Below are 15213 nucleotides of genomic sequence, written 5' to 3'. Positions count from 1 at the left end.
CGTTGCCGTTGGCGGAGGTCTCCGAATTCACCGTGTCTCCATCGTCGAAGTTGGTCCAGCCCGGACCACTGGAGGTGGCGCCGGCTGGCTCGTCACTGACCCTAACGCCCGACGCCTCGAGCAGATTTCCCGAACCACACTCTGTTCGCCGTGAGCGCACAACCTGAGCGGACGGCGCGCAACCACGCACGCGGAACGCATGAGGGACCCCGCCCACGTATGCCGTGTGGCGGGGTCCCGGAGCCGGTGCGGTCACTCGTTCAGGCCGTTGTCCTGCCCTGAGTCGCCGGCGTCGCTGTAGGAGGCGAGGTCGGTGCCGTCGAGGTTCTCGGCACTCGCCTCGGACGGGTCGCGCACGGCCTCGCCGGCGTCGTCGAGGGCATCTTCGCGAGAGCTCTCGACAGGCGTGCTGCCGTCGAGGTTGCCGCGTTCCTGGTCGGAGCCGTCGACACCCGGGCCCTGGCCGGACATGTCCTCCGCGGTCGTGCCGAGGTCGCTGTCACCACCCGGATCACCCGAGGGGTCGACGGTCTGGTCCTCGCCACCGATCTCACCGGGGGTCTGGGCCGCGCCGCCCGGCTGCGCAGCCAGGGCCTCGGCGGCGCTCTCGGTGCTCTCGGGGCTCTCGGGGCTCGAGTCGGTCAGGTCGTCGAACGCTGTCATGTCAGGCTCCTCACCGGGGTCACGAAATGAGTGGCCGCCGCCGTCGACGGCCACCCATCTCGTACCCCCGGGCCCCGCGGGCCTACCAGCCCCGGACGTGCGGCTGGGCCGGCCCCCGTGCGGGAGCCGGCCCAGCGGCATTCGTGATCGGGGACGGTCAGGCGTCGGCCTTCTCGGCCTTGTCCTCGGCGGTCTCGTCCGCGCCGGTCTCGTCCGCGGCGGTCTCGTCGGCCTCGTCGCCCTCGGTGCCGGGAACGGCCTCGTTGAGGTCGACGACGTTGCCGGCGGTGTCCTTGACGGAGACCTTCTCGAGGACCGTCGCGAGCGCCTTGCGGCGGGCGACCTCGGCGACCATGGCAGGGATCTGGCCCTCCTGGTCGAGCGACTGGGCGAAGGCGTTCGGGTCCATGCCGTACTGCTGCGAGCTCATGACGAGGAACTCGATGAGCTCCTGCTGCTGGACCTGCACCTCCTCCTTCTCCGCGATCGCGTCGAGCACGAGCTGGGTCTTGAGGCCCTTGCGGGTGCTCTCGTCGACCTCGGCGCGGTGCTCGTCGTCCTCGAGGCGACCCTCGCCCTCGAGGTGGCTGCGCACCTCGGCCTCGACGAGGCTGTCGGGGATCGGCACGTCGACCTTCTCGAGGATGGCCTCGAGCAGCTGGTCGCGAGCGGCGACGCCTTGCGCGAACTTCGCGTCGACCTCGGCCTTGGCGGTGAGGTCTGCCTTCAGCTCGTCGAGCGTGTCGAACTCGGAGGCCAGCTGGGCGAACTCGTCGTCGAGCTCGGGCAGCTCGCGCTCCTTGACCGCCGTGACCGTGACGGTGCAGCTCGCGTCCTGGCCCTCCTGGTCGCCGCCGGCCAGCGGCGCGGTGAAGTTCTTCGTCTCGTCGGCCGTCATGCCGATGAGCGCCTCGTCGAGGCCCTCGAGCATGTTCTTGCTGCCGACCTCGTAGGAGACGCCGGTGACGGAGTCGATCTGCTCGCCGTCGATCTCCGCGGACAGGTCGATGGAGACGAAGTCGCCGTCCTGGACCGCACGGTCGACACCCTTGAGCGTGCCGAAGCGGGCGCGAAGGTCGGTGAGGCGCTGCTCGACGGCCTCGTCGTCGACCTTCGCCTCGTCGACGGTGACCTCGATGCCGGAGAAGTCGGGCAGCTCGATCTCGGGGCGCTTGTCGACCTCGGCCGTGAACGTGAAGTCCTCGCCGTCGGTCGCGGGGACCTTGAGGTCGGTGATCTCGGGCTGGCCGAGCGGGCGGACCTCGTTGTCCTCGAGGGCCTGGCCGTAGAACGTCGGGAGGGCGTTGTTGACGGCCTCCTCCAGCACGGCGGCGCGGCCGACGCGCTGCTCGATGATCCGGGCCGGAACCTTGCCCTTGCGGAAGCCGGGGACCTGGATGTGCTCACCGATGTGCTTGATGGCCGCATCGAGGCTCGGCTTGAGCTCCTCGAACGGGACCTCGACGGTCATCTTGACCCGGGTCGGGCTGAGGGTCTCGAGCGCACTCTTCACTGCGGGGTACTCCATTGGGGTGGTGCCGACGTGGTCGTCGACGGTGGACGGACGGGCCAGCGCACCATGCTATAGGCCACACGGCCGTTGGCTAAATGCGCCGATCGTCCGTGGGCAGGCGCCGCCTCGGCCCCACCTATGCTCGAGAGCGTGAGCGAGACCCCGAGCACCCCACCTGGCCCCTTCACCTCCGCCGGGAGCGAGGTCCTGCGCCCGATCCAGATGGTGGCCGTCGCGGTCGGCATGGGCGCCCTCATGATCAGCGCGGTGCGCATCATCGTGGACCCGTCGGCGCCGCTGCCGTCGCCCTGGGCGGTTGCGCTCGTGCTCGTCGCGCTCGTCGGCTCGGCGACGCTGATCCGCTACGTCGGGTATGCCGTGCCGTCCCTCCCGCACGGCCTGCCGCGTGAGAACGCCCAGTCCACGAGCCTGCGCTACTTCACGTCCACGACGACGCTGCGTACGGCTCTCGCCGAGGCGCCGGTGCTCGTGGCCTTCGCGTGCTCGTTCGCCTTCATGCCGCACACCTGGCTGCCCCTGCTCATCGCACTGCCGGGCGGGCTGGCGCTCTTCTGGGTGCACGGGTGGCCGTCGCCGCGTACGGCTGCAGCTGTCGAGGCGGGCCTGGAGGCCGACGGGGCGGAGTCGTACCTCTCCGAGGCGCTCGGTTTCGTCACTCGCTGACCGTGCCGCCACTGCGCCAGTAGAGGCCGTCGGCGCGGTCGAGGAAGCCCTCCTCGACGAGGTAGCGGCGCAGCGCGGCGACGTCGGGGTGGAAGGCGCGCAGCCGGTTGTTGACCTGGCTCTCGTCGTACTTCTCCCCCGGCTCGAACTCCTGCGAGAGCCGGTCGAGCACGACGAGACGCTTGCGGATCTTCGTCGGGATGCTCGTCAGCGTGCCGTCGGGCGTGAGGAACGCGCGGAGCACCGCGTCCCGGTCGCGAAGCGCGTCCTGCAGATCTGGGCGGAACATGCGGGCAACGGTAGGTGGCGAGGCGGCGCGGGCTCCACCGGATACCCGCCTCGATGCGCGTCACGGACCGCAGTTGCCGGGACCGCCCCCCGACCTTGAGCCGCCCGGGCGGGCACTGGGAGGACCCCGGGCGGGGCGGCGGCTCGGCGGTGGCAGGTACAGATCGGATCTTTCGGGCACGAGGAAGGGCCCCCTCGCACACTGCTCGAGGGGGCCCATGTGGAGCGGGCGACGAGAATCGAACTCGCGTAATCAGTTTGGAAGACTGAGGCTCTACCATTGAGCTACGCCCGCAGGCCGCCGTCGGTGCCGGCGATCCGAGGCGCTAGCCTACTGGTTCTCCTCCGGTCTCCCGAAATCGACCCGCCCACGGGTGTTCGTGTGCCCGGGGCGGCACGACGGGGCATGGCGCAGTTTGGTAGCGCGTCCGCTTTGGGAGCGGAAGGTCGCAGGTTCAAATCCTGTTGCCCCGACTTGCGAAAGGGGGACGTGTGACGCGACGACGTCGCAGTCACACGTCCCCTTTCGCTGCGCCGGGGGCGCACAGGATGCCGGGAGCCGGAGCGCATCGACGCGAGGAGCTTCAGCCCACGAGATCCAGTCGAAGCTCGTTGATCGTCCGTCCGGCAGCAATTCCCTTGGCCTCGAAGCCTGCTCCCGGCCGCCACGAGGGCCGCTCGACCCGGTGCGCCTCGAACCGCGGGTGCGTCGCGACCTCGGCGAGGACGTGCTGGGCGTAGAAGTCCTGGTCGGTGGCGACCAGCACGTGGCCGCCGGGCTTGAGGACGCGCGCGAGCGTGTCGAGGTTGGCGGGGCTGACGAACCGGCGTTTCGTGTGCTTCTTCTTGCGCCACGGGTCGGGGAAGAAGAGATGGATGGCGTCGAACGTGTCGCCGGCGACCCGGTCCTCGAGGAACAGGACGGCGTCGCCGATCTCCACGCGGAGGTTGGGCACGCCGGCTTCGTCGGCGTCGGCGAGCATGCGCGCGAGCCCCGGGGTGTGGACGTCCATGGCGACGATGTCGTGGTCGGGGAAGGCATCGGCATACGCGATGGCGGCGTGGCCGTGCCCGCAGCCGATCTCGAGGACGAGGGGGGCGGTCCTCCCGAAGGTGGTGGCGGCGTCGAACGGACCTTCAGGGAGCGCGCGGGCGGGGGCGAGCCGCTCGACGCGGTCGCGGGTGAGCGTCGACAGCCGGCCGCGGCGCACGAAGGTGCGCACCCGCGCCGGGGTCACGTCGGGCGGCAGGTCGGGCACGCTCTGCTCCCGGCGCGGTGTCGGGACGGCCCGCGGGGTCGTGTCGCTGGGGTGCTCGGTCACGCTGGCATCGTAGTGACGGCCAGGAGGACCGCCAGGTTCAGGTGCCGGGGTGCCGGTCAGCTGCGCCAGATGGTGACGACGGCGCGGTCATCGCCGAGACCCGCGGCGGCCTGGTCGCAGAGCCGCTGGGCCAGGCCTTCGAAGCCGGTGCGGATGAACGACTCGGCTCGGCCGAGCATCCGGTCGATGCCGTCGACGAGAGCCTTGTCACGCGCCTCGATGACGCCGTCGCTGTAGAGCACGAGGGCGTCTCCGTGGCGGATGGTGCCGCTCTCGCGCGGGTACTCGGCGTTCTCGATGACGCCGAGCAGCGGTCCCCGGCCACCGTTGAGCATTCGCCACCGTCCCGACCCGGCAGCGAACTGCGCGGCAGCCGGGTGGCCGGCGTACCCGATGGTGAAGTTCCCGGTCTCGAGGTCCACGGCGACGTGCACAGCCGTGGCGAAGCCCTCGAGCCACCGCAGTCGCAGCAGGTGGTTGTTGGCGGACTGGAGGAAGGCACGGTCGCTCATCTCGCCGAGCAGGCCGCCGAGGGCGCCGGAGAGCAGCAGCGACCGGGCGCCGACCTCGCGCCCCTTGCCGGACACGTCGACGAGCGCGACCTCGAGGGTGCGGCCGTCGGTCGAGCGGGTGGCGACGACGAAGTCACCGGCGAACCCGTCGCCGTAGGCCGACTCGAGGGCGACCTCGGCGCCCCAGGTCGGCGGCAGCGGCGGCAGCTCCCCCTGGGCCCGCAGGCGGTCGCGCATGTCGACGAGCATCGACTCGCCGGTGACGCCGCTGACGCCGACCTGCGCGCGAGCGTGCGAGAGCCAGATCATGAGCAGCATCGTCGCGACGGTCACGACCTGCGCTCCTATCGTCGTCGGTCTGCCGTTACCGAAGTACACGCCCGCGATGGCCATGGCGAGGAACAGGCCGATGTAGACGACGAGCAGGAACCGTGGCTCGAGGAACAAACCGGCGGCCACGACGATGAATCCGTAAACGCCCCAAGGGACTTGGGTGGGCCACTCGAAGATGGCGGCCGTCGCGAGGACGCTCAGGAAGAGGAAGAACGTGACGAGCGCCCACGGGGCCCGGCTGAGCCACGGCCCCAACAGGCGAAGGCGCCGGATCGGTCCGGCAGCGTAGCGCGGCCGGCGAGAGACCATGCTCTCGTTGATGGCCACGTGTCTCCCTCTTTCGGCTCGAGGGGACGGGCCGGACACGGCCGTTCTCAGCGCGCGTCCGAGTCCGGCGAAGCCGGCAGGTCTCCCGTGATCTCGTACGCGGAAACCATACCCACACGGCGGCTGTGGCGCGCCTCATCGGTGAACTTCGTGGCGATGAACGTGTCGACGATCTCCTTCGCGACGGCGTCCGGGGTGAAGCGCGCTCCGATGGACACGACGTGTGCGTCGTTGTGCTCGCGGGCGAGGCTCGCGAGCTCTGCGTCGTATGCGAGGGCGGCCCGGATTCCCTTGACCTTGTTGGCCGCGATCTGCTCCCCGTTGCCCGAGCCGCCGAGCACGACACCGAGCGACCCGGCGTCGCCCGCCACGGCCTCGGCGGCGCGCAGCACGAAGACGGGGTAGTCGTCCTCGGCGTCGTAGGCGAAGGGACCGTGGTCGACGACGTCGTGGCCCGCGTCACGCAGGTGCGTGAGCAGGGACTGGTGGAGCTCGTATGCCGCGTGGTCGCCGCCGATGTGGATGCGCATGTCCGTCCTTGGGTGCGTCTTGGGGTGGTCGAGGGGGTGGGTCGAGCAGAGGGGTCGAGCAAATGGGTCGAGCAGGTGCTGGCAGGTGCTGCCGGTCGTCCGTCAGGTGAAGATGGGACCGAGCGTGCGGGTGCGCTTCAACTCGAAGAACCCGGGAGTCCGCGCGACGAGCACGCAGCCGTCCCAGAGGTTCGCGGCATCCTCACCCTTGGGTGCCGGTGTGACGACGGGCCCGAAGAAGGCGACGCCACCGACGGCGATGATCGGGGTGCCGACGTCGGTGCCGACGAGGCTGATGCCGCGCTTGTGGCTGCGGTGGAGGGCGGCGTCGTACTTCTTGTGGTGCGTCTCCTTGGCGAGGGCCGCGGGGAGACCGACGTCCTCCAGCGACTCGCGGATGACCTGGTCGAAGTCGTTCATCTTGCGCAGGTGGATGCGCGTGCCCATCGCGTCGTAGAGCGGCTTGATGACCGACGGGCCGTGCGCCTCGGTGGCCGCGATGATGACGCGGACGGGCCCCCAGGCCTCGTCCATGCGGGCCCGGTAGGCGGCGTCGAGGTCGTGGCGGTGCTCGTTGAGGACGGCGAGGCTCATGACCGACCAGGTCACCTCGATGTCGCGGAGCCGCTCGACCTCCATCAGCCACCGCGACGTCATCCACGCCCAGGGACAGATCGGGTCGAACCACATCTCGACCGACTCCTTCGCCGACCCCCCGGTCGTGCTCCGGCTCGTGTCCGTCGTCGCCTGCGTGCTGTCGTTCGCGTCGGCCATGGGGCCCATCATGGCACTGCCCCGTGCACCACCAACGCAGTGGTGGACGAGCCCCCTATCCGTGCGAGGATGGCCCGCGACGACGCCGTCCGACCGATGCTGCGTCGCGCCCGAAGCACCTGCCACCAGGAGGTCCCCACGTGCCCGGCAAGAACCTGACCCGCGACGAGGCGGCGAGCCGCGCAGCCATCCTGCGCGTCGACTCCTACGACGTCCGTCTCGACCTGACGACGGGTCCGGAGACCTTCCACACCGTCACCACGGTCACGTTCTCCTGCACCGAGCCCGACGCCGACACGTTCATCGACCTCATCGCCGAGTCCGTCGAGCGGGTGACCCTCAACGGTGTCGACCTCGACCCTGCTGAGGTGTTCGCCGACTCGCGCATCACGCTGGCCGGCCTCGCCGCCGACAACGTGCTCGTGGTGGACGCGACCGGCCGCTACACCAACACCGGTGAGGGCCTGCACCGCTTCGTCGACCCGGTCGACAACGAGGTCTACCTCTACACGCAGTTCGAGGTCCCCGACTCCCGGCGCATGTACGCCGTCTTCGAGCAGCCCGACCTCAAGGCATCCTTCCGGTTCACGGTGACGGCGCCGGCGCACTGGAAGGTCATCTCGAACTCCCCCACGCCGACCCCGGAGGCCGCCGGGGTCGCCGACGGCGTCGAGCGTGCGACGTGGTCGTTCGAGCCGACGAAGCGGATCTCCTCCTACATCACGGCGCTCATCGCGGGCCCGTACGACGAGGTGCGCGACGAGGTGCAGACGCGTGGCGGGGTCGTGCCGCTAGGCGTGTTCTGCCGCAAGTCGCTGACGCAGTACCTCGACGCCGACAACATCTTCGACTGCACGAAGAAGGGCTTCGCGTTCTTCGAGGACGAGTTCGACCAGCCGTACCCGTTCGAGAAGTACGACCAGGTCTTCACGCCCGAGTACAACATGGGCGCGATGGAGAACGCCGGCGCGGTGACCTTCGTGGAGGTCTACATCTTCCGGTCGAAGGTGTCCGAGGCGAAGGTCGAGCGCCGCGCGCTGACGATCCTGCACGAGCTGGCGCACATGTGGTTCGGCAACCTCGTGACGATGAAGTGGTGGGACGACCTCTGGCTCAACGAGTCCTTCGCCGAGTGGGCGTCGACGACGTGCCAGGCGGAGGCCACCGAGTGGACGAGTGCATGGACGACGTTCGGCACGTCGGAGAAGGCGTGGGCCTACACCCAGGACCAGCTCTCCTCCACGCACCCGATCGCCGCCGACATGCGTCACCTCGAGGACGTGGAGGTCAACTTCGACGGCATCACGTACGCGAAGGGCGCGTCCGTGCTCAAGCAGCTCGTCGCGTACGTCGGCCGTGAGCCGTTCGTCGCGGCCCTGCGCGAGTACTTCCGGAAGCACGCCTGGGGCAACACGACGCTCTCCGACCTGCTCGGCGAGCTCGAGAAGGCATCCGGTCGCGAGCTGACCGACTGGAGCAAGCTCTGGCTCGAGACGGCGGGCGTCAACACGCTGCGACCGGTCTTCGAGGTCGACGCCGACGGCCGGTACAGCTCCTTCGCGATCGCCCAGAGCGCCACCGAGGAGTACCCGACGCTGCGACCCCACCGCATCGGCATCGGCCGGTATGCCGTCCGCCGGAGCGAGGGTGGCGACGTGCTCGAGCGCATCGGCTACGACGAGGTCGACATCGCCGGCGAGAGCACCGACATCACCGAGCTCGTCGGCCGGGAGCAGCCCGACCTGCTGCTGCTCAACGACGACGACCTCGCGTACGGCAAGATCCGCCTCGACCAGCGCTCGCTCGCCACGGCCCTCTCGCTGCCGCGCGGCTTCCAGGACTCGCTGCCCCGCTCGCTCGTCCTCGGCGCGACGTGGGACATGACCCGCGACGGGGAGATGCCGGCCCGCGACTTCGTGCGGTTCGTGCTCGAGTCGCTGCCGGGCGAGACCGACTCGACGCTGCTGCGCGTCCTCATCGGCCAGGTCTCGACGGCCGCCCGCCTCTACACGGCGCCCGAGCACCGGGCCGAGGTGGGTGCCCTGCTGTCGTCGGCGCTGCGTGCTCTCGCCGAGTCGGCCGAGGCCGGCAGCGACGCGCAGTTCCAGCTCGTCGAGGCCTGGGCCGCGAGCACCGCCGACGTCGCCGACGAGGAGCACCTGAGGGCCCTGCTCACGGGCGAGGCGTCCCTGCCGGGTCTCACCGTCGACACCGAGCTGCGCTGGACCTTCACCAAGGCACTCGCCGCCCTCGGTGTCGCCGACGCGGTCGAGATCGAGACCGAGCTCGACCGCGACCCGACGTCGACCGGCAAGGAGCGCGCGGCCGAGGCGCTGGCCGCCCGGCCCACCGCCGAGGCCAAGGCGGACGCCTGGGCCAAGGCCGTCGAACGCAACGACCTTTCCAACCAGATGGTCGAGGCGGTGAGTGCCGGATTCCGCCGGAGCACCGACGTGTCGCTGCTCGAGCCGTACGTCGAGCGCTACCACGACATGCTCGTCGACGCGTGGGCCGAGCGGAGCGTCGCCATCGGCGAGCGCGTCGTCGGCGGCTTCTACCCGTTCGCGCTCGCGAGCCAGGAGCTCAAGGACGCCTCGGACGCCTGGCTGGCCGCCCACCCCGACGCGGCACCAGGCCTGGTACGCACCGTCGCGGAGAACCGCGACACGATTGCCCGCGCGCTCGTCGCCCAGGAGCGCGACCGCCGCGGCTGACCCTCGCCGCCGGGCCGACCATGGAGTCGGCCCGGCACCGGCCTCCACCACCTACCGACCCCGACTGAGACCCCTGTGATCGACGCCCTCACGCACCTGACCACCCGCACCCCCCTTGCGACGCCACCCAGTCCGACCCCGTCTCCCAGCGAGGAGCTGCCGGTGCCGCTCTCGATGCCCGACCTGTCGGACCTCACCTGGTCCGGCGTCGGCGACTGGCTCGTCGGCACGCCGCTGCTCATCATCACGGTGCTCGTGGTCGGGTTCGTCGCCCGGTTCCTGCTGCACCGGCTCATCAAACGCGTCGTCACGACGGCGACGTCACGCCGCGCCGAACGGTTCGCGAGCCTGCCCGGCGCCGGGCGTGCCCTGCAGGCCGTGGGCGTCGCGAACGCCCGTCACGTGCAGCGGACCCAGACGATGGGCGCCCTGCTCAAGAGCATCACGACCTTCGTCGTCGGCGGCATCACAGCCCTGACGGTCCTGTCACTCGTCGGCATCCCGCTCGGCCCCATGCTCGCCTCGGCCAGCGTCGGCGGCGTGGCCCTCGCGTTCGGCGCGCAGAGCCTCGTCAAGGACTTCCTGTCCGGGGTCTTCATGATCGTCGAGGACCAGTACGGCGTCGGCGACGTCATCGACACCGGCGAAGTCGTCGGTACGGTCGAGAACGTCTCGCTGCGCGTGACGCAGCTGCGCGACGCCAATGGCATGACCTGGTATGTGCGCAACGGCGAGATCATCCGCATCGGCAACAAGACGCAGGGCTGGTCGACGGCGCTCGTCGACATCCCCATCTCATACGACCAGGACGTCGAGAAGGCGATCTCGGTCATCCGCGACGTCGTCAGCGTCATGGACGTCGACGAGGCGTGGAAGGACATCCTCCTCGAGCAGCCCAACGTCGTCGGCGTCGAGTCGATCGCCAACGGGACGATCACGATCCGCATCATCGCCAAGACGGTCGCCAACGAGCAGTTCGGCGTGCAGCGCGAGATGCGTGAGCGGGTCAAGGTGGCCTTCGACCGCGCCGGCGTGCGCAGCCCGCTGCCGGTCATGCCGCACTACGGCGGCGCTGCGCCGCAGTGACGTGCCGCGGTGATGTGGTGGTGACTGGGCGGAGCCGTCGCACGAGCAGGCGCAGACCTCTGGGAGACTGGCCCGCGTGACGTACTACGACGACTTCGGCGGCCACGAGACCTTCGCCAGGCTCGTGCGCGAGTTCTACCGGGGAGTCGCCGAGGACGAGGCGCTTCGCGCGCTCTACCCCGAGGAGGACCTCGGCCCCGCCGAGGAGCGGCTGCGGATGTTCTTCGAGCAGTACTGGGGCGGCCCGACGACCTACTCCGAGCAGCGCGGGCACCCGCGGCTGCGGATGAGGCACATGCCCTTCCAGGTGACACCCGAGATGCGCGACCGCTGGCTGCTGCACATGATGAACGCCGTCGACACCCTCGAGCTCGCACCCGACGACGACGACCGGCTCCGCGACTACCTCACGCGGGCGGCATACTCCCTCGTCAACACCCCGGGCCCCGACGGCACGTTCTGAGACGCGAACCCGCTTTCCGGGCGGGCGCACGACTCACAGCAAGTCACAGGCCATTCACGGGTCAGCCCCGCCGCGCCGGTGGTTCCCTTGAGTCAGAGCACAGCCGTCGTCGGGACCGATCCCGACGACACGACGAAGGGACGCGACATGGTGTCGTTCAACAAGCGAGCGGCGAGCGTGGCCGCGGCCGGGGCGGCCGTTGCCGCCATCGGGCTCGGCGTGTCGCAGGTGGCACGGGCCGACGACACCACGACGACCTCGACGCCGTCGGCGACCTCTACGCAGGGCAGCGCGAGCAAGGACGGCGCGCCGGGCGACGGCAAGGGCTCGGGCCCGGGCGGTCGTCACGGCGGCGGCATCGGCAAAGGCATCGGGAAAGGCATCGGCAAGGGCATCGGCAAGGGCATCGACCTGTCGGCCCTCGCCACGAAGCTCGGTGTCGACGAGACCAAGCTCCGGGACGCCCTCAAGGCCGTCCGTGACGAGATCAAGGCGTCAGGAACGCCCGGCCAGAGCACGGCGACCAAGCCGGACGTCACCGCCCTGCAGGACGCGTTCGCGACCAAGCTCGCAGCCAAGCTCGGCATCGATGCGGCGAAGGTGAAGACGGCGCTCGCCGACCTCCGTGCGGCGCACGAGGCAGAGGAGCAGAGGGCGTTCGACGACCGACTCGCCCAAGCCGTCAAGGACGGGAAGCTGACCCAGGCCGAGGCCGACGCCGTCAAGAAGGCCGCCAAGGCGGGCGTCATCCGGATGGGCCACGGGCCTCGCTGAGCGGCGCCGCCTCAGCGCACGGCGAGGTGCGTGCGCAGCGCCGGCATGACGTGGTTGCGAAGCAGGGGTGCGAGATCGGCGGGCAGGTCGTCGTGCACCCCCAGCCAGCGCTGCTCGGCGATCTCGGCGAGCGGCGAGGGTGCGTGCGCGTCGTCGAGGTGCGCCACGAAGACCGTGGCGTCGACCCAGGCATCGGGCTCGTTGGCTGCCACGTCGTGGAACCGCCCGAGCGGCTCGCCGTGCGCCGAGACGTCGACGCCGACCTCTTCCATGACCTCGCGGACCGCTGCCTCGCGGGGGCTCTCCCCCGGGTCGATCTTGCCGCCGGGCAGCATGAAGCGGGCCGAGCCGGCCTTGCGGACCGTCAGCACCTGCCCGTCGCGCAGGAGGCAGTACGCGGCAGTGACAAAGGTCGTCATGATGCCGACGGTAGCGCCGCGTCGGCTGCCGGCTCCCAGCGCACCCGGTAGCCGGTGATCCACGCGCTGGAGCGCTCGGTGACGACGAAGCGGAAGACGAGGCGCATCACGGCGTCACGCACCGTGCGGCCGGCCCTGCCGGGGATCTTCGAGCTGCTGCTGCGGGCGCCGGCCGCCACGATCTTCTCGACGCGACCGCGGCGCGCGCGCTCGTAGGCTGCGAGCGCGTCCTCCACGGTCGCGACGTCGCGCAGGCAGGTCGCGAGCACGACGGCATCCTCCAGGGCCATCGACGCGCCCTGGCCGGAGCTCGGCGACGGCGCGTGCGCCGCGTCACCCACGAGGACCATCCGGTCGCGCTGCCAGAGCGCGACGCGGGGAAGGTCGTGGGTGTTGTCGGCCCAGAGCTCGAGCCGCCCGGTGCGCACGAGCTCGGCGGCCGGCCCGGCGTCGTCGGCAAGCAGGTCGGTGAGCCAGGCGCGCCATTCCTCGGCACCTCGGGCCGCACGTTCGCCAGCGGTGATCGCCGGACGCGGCACGTTGACGAACCACACGACGTCGCCGCCTGGGGTCGGGTGGGCACCGAAGAACGCCTCTGCGCCGAAGACGAAGTGCCACTGGCGCGGGGGCAGGACCGTCGCGAGGGGCGAGCGTTCCGTGATGCCACCGAAGTTCGTCAGCCCGACGTAGCGGGCGGGCGCCGCGTCGGGGTCTATGACGCGCCGCACCACGGAGTGCACGCCGTCGGCGCCCACGAGCAGGTCGGCGTCCAGGGCCGACCCGTCCTCCAGCTGGACGCGTATGCCGTCCTGCCGGCTCTGCGCGCTGACGACGCGGCAGCCGTGGCGTACCTCGACTCCCCGGCGCTGTGCCTCGTCGAGCAGGGCGCGGGCAAGTCGCGAGCGCTTGAGCGTCACGGCCACGGTGCCGTCGTCGAGCGGCACCCCGAGTGAGAGGCTGCCGAGGACCGAGCCCGTCGCCCCCACCATCACGTTGCGCTCGCTCGGGAAGCCGAGGCCCGTCGCGAGGTGCCGGGCGCCGAGCAGGTCGAGGGCGTGCAGCCCGTTCGGGGCGAGCGTGAACCACGAGCCGGCGTCTGGGTCGGCGCGAGGCCAGGCCTCGAGGACCGTCACGTCCACGCCGACCTGCTGGAGCGCGAGCGCGGTGGCGGGTCCGGCGATGCCACCTCCCACGACGAGTGCCTTCACCTTGGTAGCCTTTCTTACGAGAATCAAATGTTTCGATATTCGAAAGGCTAGGTGGATGTCGTCGATTCGTCAACCCTCGCGGGAGCAGCTCGTCGACGCCCTCGGGGCCGCGATGCAGCAGTACCAACGCTCGGTGCAGGCCTTCGACGACACCGTCGGACGGCGCCTCGGACTCGGACCAGCCGATCTGCGCTGCCTCGACTGGCTCGTCGACGGACCCAAGTCCGCCGGCCAGCTGAGCGCGGCCACCGGGCTGCGACCCGCCGCCACGACGGCCCTCATCGACCGCCTCGCCCAGCGCGGCCTCGTTCGTCGGCTCCGCTCGGAGTCGGACCGACGGACCGTGCTCGTGGAGATGACCGAGCAAGGCCAGGCACGCACGTGGGAGGCCTACGGGCCGCTCGTGCGGGCGGGACTGCCGCTCGTCCAGGCCCTCTCGACCGACCAGCTCGAGTTCCTCACCGACTACCTGCGGCAGATCACGGCGTTGACCGACGAGCACCGCGACCTGCTCGCGCAGCAGGGCCCGGCGGGCGGCTGACGCCGCAGGGTTCGCGAGCCTCCGGGCACACGGCATACGCCGGGGGCTGCTCCGACGTCGCGGCCGAACGGTCAGCGCCGAGTGGGTGGACCCGCCTCGACGCGGCGACGGACCTCGGCCAGCCCCTGGGGACCCTGCGGCACGTCCCACCAGCTCTCGACCCACCACGTCGCACCCGCCTGCTCCCACGCAGTCGGGTCGCCCGGCTCGAGGCTGGTGAACGAGCCGAAGGAGTCGGCCTCGATGACGACGTCGTAGCCCTCCCACGGCAGGCCCTGGCCCCCGCGGAGATGACGCACCTGCTCGACGACGGCTGCGAACGACTCGACGGTCTTGGGCCGCCCGTCCGGCGGGTGGATCGCGGGGATCAGCCCCTGCCACCGGGCCGCCCGCTCGAGGGACCGCTGGCGGCCGTGGCCCGGCGTCGGGGCGCCCACGACCCAGACCGGCGGGTGGGGGCGCTGCGGCGTGGGCGGCGGCACCATGAAGTCGTTGGGCCCCGCGCTGTAGTAGTCGCCGGCGTAGGTGAAGGTGGCCGCGTCGCCGAGCAGCCCCGCGTAGATCGCGAGGCACTCGTCGAGCTTCTTCGCCCGGACCGCCCGGCCCTCGTCGGCCTCGAAGGCGGTCCACCCGGGGTGCAGGGCACCCAGGCCGACCGACATGAACGCCCGCCCGCCGCTGATGCGGTCGACCGAGCCGACCTTCGAGGCGAGGTCCCACGGGCGATGCCGTGCGGCCGGCGTCAGCAGCGTGCCGAGGCGGATCCGCTCGGTCACCATGGCGGCGGCGCCCAGCTGCACCCAGGCGTCGACGCCGTAGAGCGCCTCCCAGCCGAAGACGGCATCCCAGCCCCGGTCCTCGCCAAGGCGGGCCAGCTCGGCGAACTCGCGCTCGGTCGCGTACGGGATGACGAAGCCGGTCCTCATGGCTCGTTCCTACCAAGCGGCACCGACAGGTGAGACACCGTGAACCACACTGCAAGAAGTTGCAGAACTTTCTTTGAGTTTCGGGACGGATGAGGAACGATGGTGGCCCGTGACGCGATCAGCAGCCCAGACCCTG

16 protein-coding genes and 2 tRNA genes are annotated in these 15213 nt (G+C 70.8%); 7 read left to right on the top strand and 11 right to left on the bottom strand.

All coding sequences use genetic code 11. The features are described 5' to 3' along the window. Window positions 1-252: 252 nt before the first annotated feature. Together H9I49_RS16930 and tig are read right to left on the bottom strand one after the other, a co-directional pair. The gene (locus H9I49_RS16930) at window positions 253-663 is read right to left on the bottom strand and encodes a hypothetical protein (protein WP_188031550.1); all 411 of its coding nucleotides are present in this window, start codon (window positions 661-663) and stop codon (window positions 253-255) included. Window positions 664-820: 157 nt separating this feature from the next. After that, window positions 821-2176: a trigger factor gene (gene tig, locus H9I49_RS16925; RefSeq protein WP_188031549.1), complete on the bottom strand. Its 1356-nt coding sequence runs from the start codon at window positions 2174-2176 to the stop codon at window positions 821-823. Between the two features lie 150 nt (window positions 2177-2326). Between tig and H9I49_RS16920 the strand changes: the two genes are divergently transcribed. Further along, the gene (locus H9I49_RS16920; RefSeq protein WP_370587619.1) at window positions 2327-2860 is read left to right on the top strand and encodes a hypothetical protein; all 534 of its coding nucleotides are present in this window, start codon (window positions 2327-2329) and stop codon (window positions 2858-2860) included. Here H9I49_RS16920 and H9I49_RS16915 read toward each other — a convergent pair. After that, window positions 2850-3149 carry a DUF2087 domain-containing protein gene (locus H9I49_RS16915; protein ID WP_188031547.1) on the bottom strand — a complete coding sequence of 100 codons (300 nt, stop codon included), beginning with the start codon at window positions 3147-3149 and terminating at the stop codon, window positions 2850-2852. The genes H9I49_RS16920 and H9I49_RS16915 overlap by 11 nt on opposite strands. Before the next feature lie 220 nt (window positions 3150-3369). Continuing rightward, window positions 3370-3443 (bottom strand) — tRNA-Gly (locus H9I49_RS16910). A gap of 105 nt (window positions 3444-3548) precedes the next feature. On the opposite strand from H9I49_RS16910, the gene H9I49_RS16905 reads away from it, so the two are divergent. Next, window positions 3549-3622, top strand: a tRNA-Pro gene (locus tag H9I49_RS16905). Between the two features lie 110 nt (window positions 3623-3732). Here H9I49_RS16905 and trmB read toward each other — a convergent pair. The 4 genes from trmB to H9I49_RS16885 all read right to left on the bottom strand — a co-directional run bounded on the left by trmB (window position 3733) and on the right by H9I49_RS16885 (window position 6946). After that, window positions 3733-4470: a tRNA (guanosine(46)-N7)-methyltransferase TrmB gene (gene trmB, locus H9I49_RS16900; RefSeq protein ID WP_370587618.1), complete on the bottom strand. Its 738-nt coding sequence runs from the start codon at window positions 4468-4470 to the stop codon at window positions 3733-3735. 56 nt (window positions 4471-4526) lie between these two features. Continuing rightward, window positions 4527-5642 carry a PP2C family protein-serine/threonine phosphatase gene (locus H9I49_RS16895; protein ID WP_188031546.1) on the bottom strand — a complete coding sequence of 372 codons (1116 nt, stop codon included), beginning with the start codon at window positions 5640-5642 and terminating at the stop codon, window positions 4527-4529. A 47-nt stretch (window positions 5643-5689) separates the two neighbouring features. Next, window positions 5690-6172: a ribose-5-phosphate isomerase gene (locus H9I49_RS16890; RefSeq protein ID WP_188031545.1), complete on the bottom strand. Its 483-nt coding sequence runs from the start codon at window positions 6170-6172 to the stop codon at window positions 5690-5692. Between the two features lie 102 nt (window positions 6173-6274). Continuing rightward, the gene (locus tag H9I49_RS16885) at window positions 6275-6946 is read right to left on the bottom strand and encodes a DsbA family protein (protein ID WP_370587617.1); all 672 of its coding nucleotides are present in this window, start codon (window positions 6944-6946) and stop codon (window positions 6275-6277) included. A gap of 140 nt (window positions 6947-7086) precedes the next feature. On the opposite strand from H9I49_RS16885, the gene pepN reads away from it, so the two are divergent. The 4 genes from pepN (at window position 7087) to H9I49_RS16865 (ending at window position 11983) form a co-directional block, all read left to right on the top strand. Further along, window positions 7087-9660: an aminopeptidase N gene (pepN, locus tag H9I49_RS16880; RefSeq protein WP_188031544.1), complete on the top strand. Its 2574-nt coding sequence runs from the start codon at window positions 7087-7089 to the stop codon at window positions 9658-9660. 75 nt (window positions 9661-9735) lie between these two features. Continuing rightward, window positions 9736-10746 (top strand): mechanosensitive ion channel family protein, encoded by a 1011-nt coding sequence (locus H9I49_RS16875; protein WP_370587616.1) that lies wholly within the window; start codon window positions 9736-9738, stop codon window positions 10744-10746. Between the two features lie 76 nt (window positions 10747-10822). Continuing rightward, on the top strand, window positions 10823-11209 hold the full coding sequence (locus H9I49_RS16870; RefSeq protein WP_370587615.1) for a globin: 387 nt from the start codon (window positions 10823-10825) through the stop codon (window positions 11207-11209). Between the two features lie 87 nt (window positions 11210-11296). Further along, the gene (locus tag H9I49_RS16865) at window positions 11297-11983 is read left to right on the top strand and encodes a hypothetical protein (RefSeq protein ID WP_255524032.1); all 687 of its coding nucleotides are present in this window, start codon (window positions 11297-11299) and stop codon (window positions 11981-11983) included. 11 nt (window positions 11984-11994) lie between these two features. Here H9I49_RS16865 and H9I49_RS16860 read toward each other — a convergent pair whose 3' ends face one another. Together H9I49_RS16860 and H9I49_RS16855 are read right to left on the bottom strand one after the other, a co-directional pair. Then, window positions 11995-12402: an NUDIX domain-containing protein gene (locus H9I49_RS16860; RefSeq protein ID WP_188031543.1), complete on the bottom strand. Its 408-nt coding sequence runs from the start codon at window positions 12400-12402 to the stop codon at window positions 11995-11997. Further along, complete coding sequence (locus H9I49_RS16855) at window positions 12399-13610, bottom strand: FAD-dependent monooxygenase (RefSeq protein WP_188031542.1); 1212 nt, start codon at window positions 13608-13610, stop codon at window positions 12399-12401. Before H9I49_RS16855 ends, H9I49_RS16860 begins: the two co-directional genes overlap by 4 nt. Before the next feature lie 55 nt (window positions 13611-13665). On the opposite strand from H9I49_RS16855, the gene H9I49_RS16850 reads away from it, so the two are divergent. Continuing rightward, window positions 13666-14151, top strand: coding sequence for a MarR family winged helix-turn-helix transcriptional regulator (locus H9I49_RS16850; RefSeq protein WP_188031541.1), 486 nt, complete (start codon window positions 13666-13668; stop codon window positions 14149-14151). Between the two features lie 71 nt (window positions 14152-14222). Here H9I49_RS16850 and H9I49_RS16845 read toward each other — a convergent pair whose 3' ends face one another. After that, window positions 14223-15077 (bottom strand): LLM class flavin-dependent oxidoreductase, encoded by an 855-nt coding sequence (locus H9I49_RS16845; RefSeq protein ID WP_188031540.1) that lies wholly within the window; start codon window positions 15075-15077, stop codon window positions 14223-14225. Between the last annotated feature and the right edge of the window lie 136 nt (window positions 15078-15213).

It is taken from the genome of Terrabacter sp. MAHUQ-38 (genome assembly GCF_014518425.1).
GTDB lineage: Bacteria > Actinomycetota > Actinomycetes > Actinomycetales > Dermatophilaceae > Terrabacter.
This window is presented reverse-complemented; position numbering and strand designations above follow the sequence as displayed.

Excerpts from the sequence above, each read along its gene's own strand:
- H9I49_RS16930 (WP_188031550.1), bottom strand. The coding sequence starts at position 663 with ATGACAGCGTTCGACGACCTGACCGACTCGAGCCCCGAGAGCCCCGAG.
- H9I49_RS16915 (WP_188031547.1), bottom strand. The coding sequence starts at position 3,149 with ATGTTCCGCCCAGATCTGCAGGACGCGCTTCGCGACCGGGACGCGGTG.
- H9I49_RS16860 (WP_188031543.1), bottom strand. The coding sequence starts at position 12,402 with ATGACGACCTTTGTCACTGCCGCGTACTGCCTCCTGCGCGACGGGCAG.
- H9I49_RS16890 (WP_188031545.1), bottom strand. The coding sequence starts at position 6,172 with ATGCGCATCCACATCGGCGGCGACCACGCGGCATACGAGCTCCACCAG.
- H9I49_RS16850 (WP_188031541.1), top strand. The coding sequence starts at position 13,666 with ATGTCGTCGATTCGTCAACCCTCGCGGGAGCAGCTCGTCGACGCCCTC.
- H9I49_RS16885 (WP_370587617.1), bottom strand. The coding sequence starts at position 6,946 with ATGGCCGACGCGAACGACAGCACGCAGGCGACGACGGACACGAGCCGG.
- H9I49_RS16845 (WP_188031540.1), bottom strand. The coding sequence starts at position 15,077 with ATGAGGACCGGCTTCGTCATCCCGTACGCGACCGAGCGCGAGTTCGCC.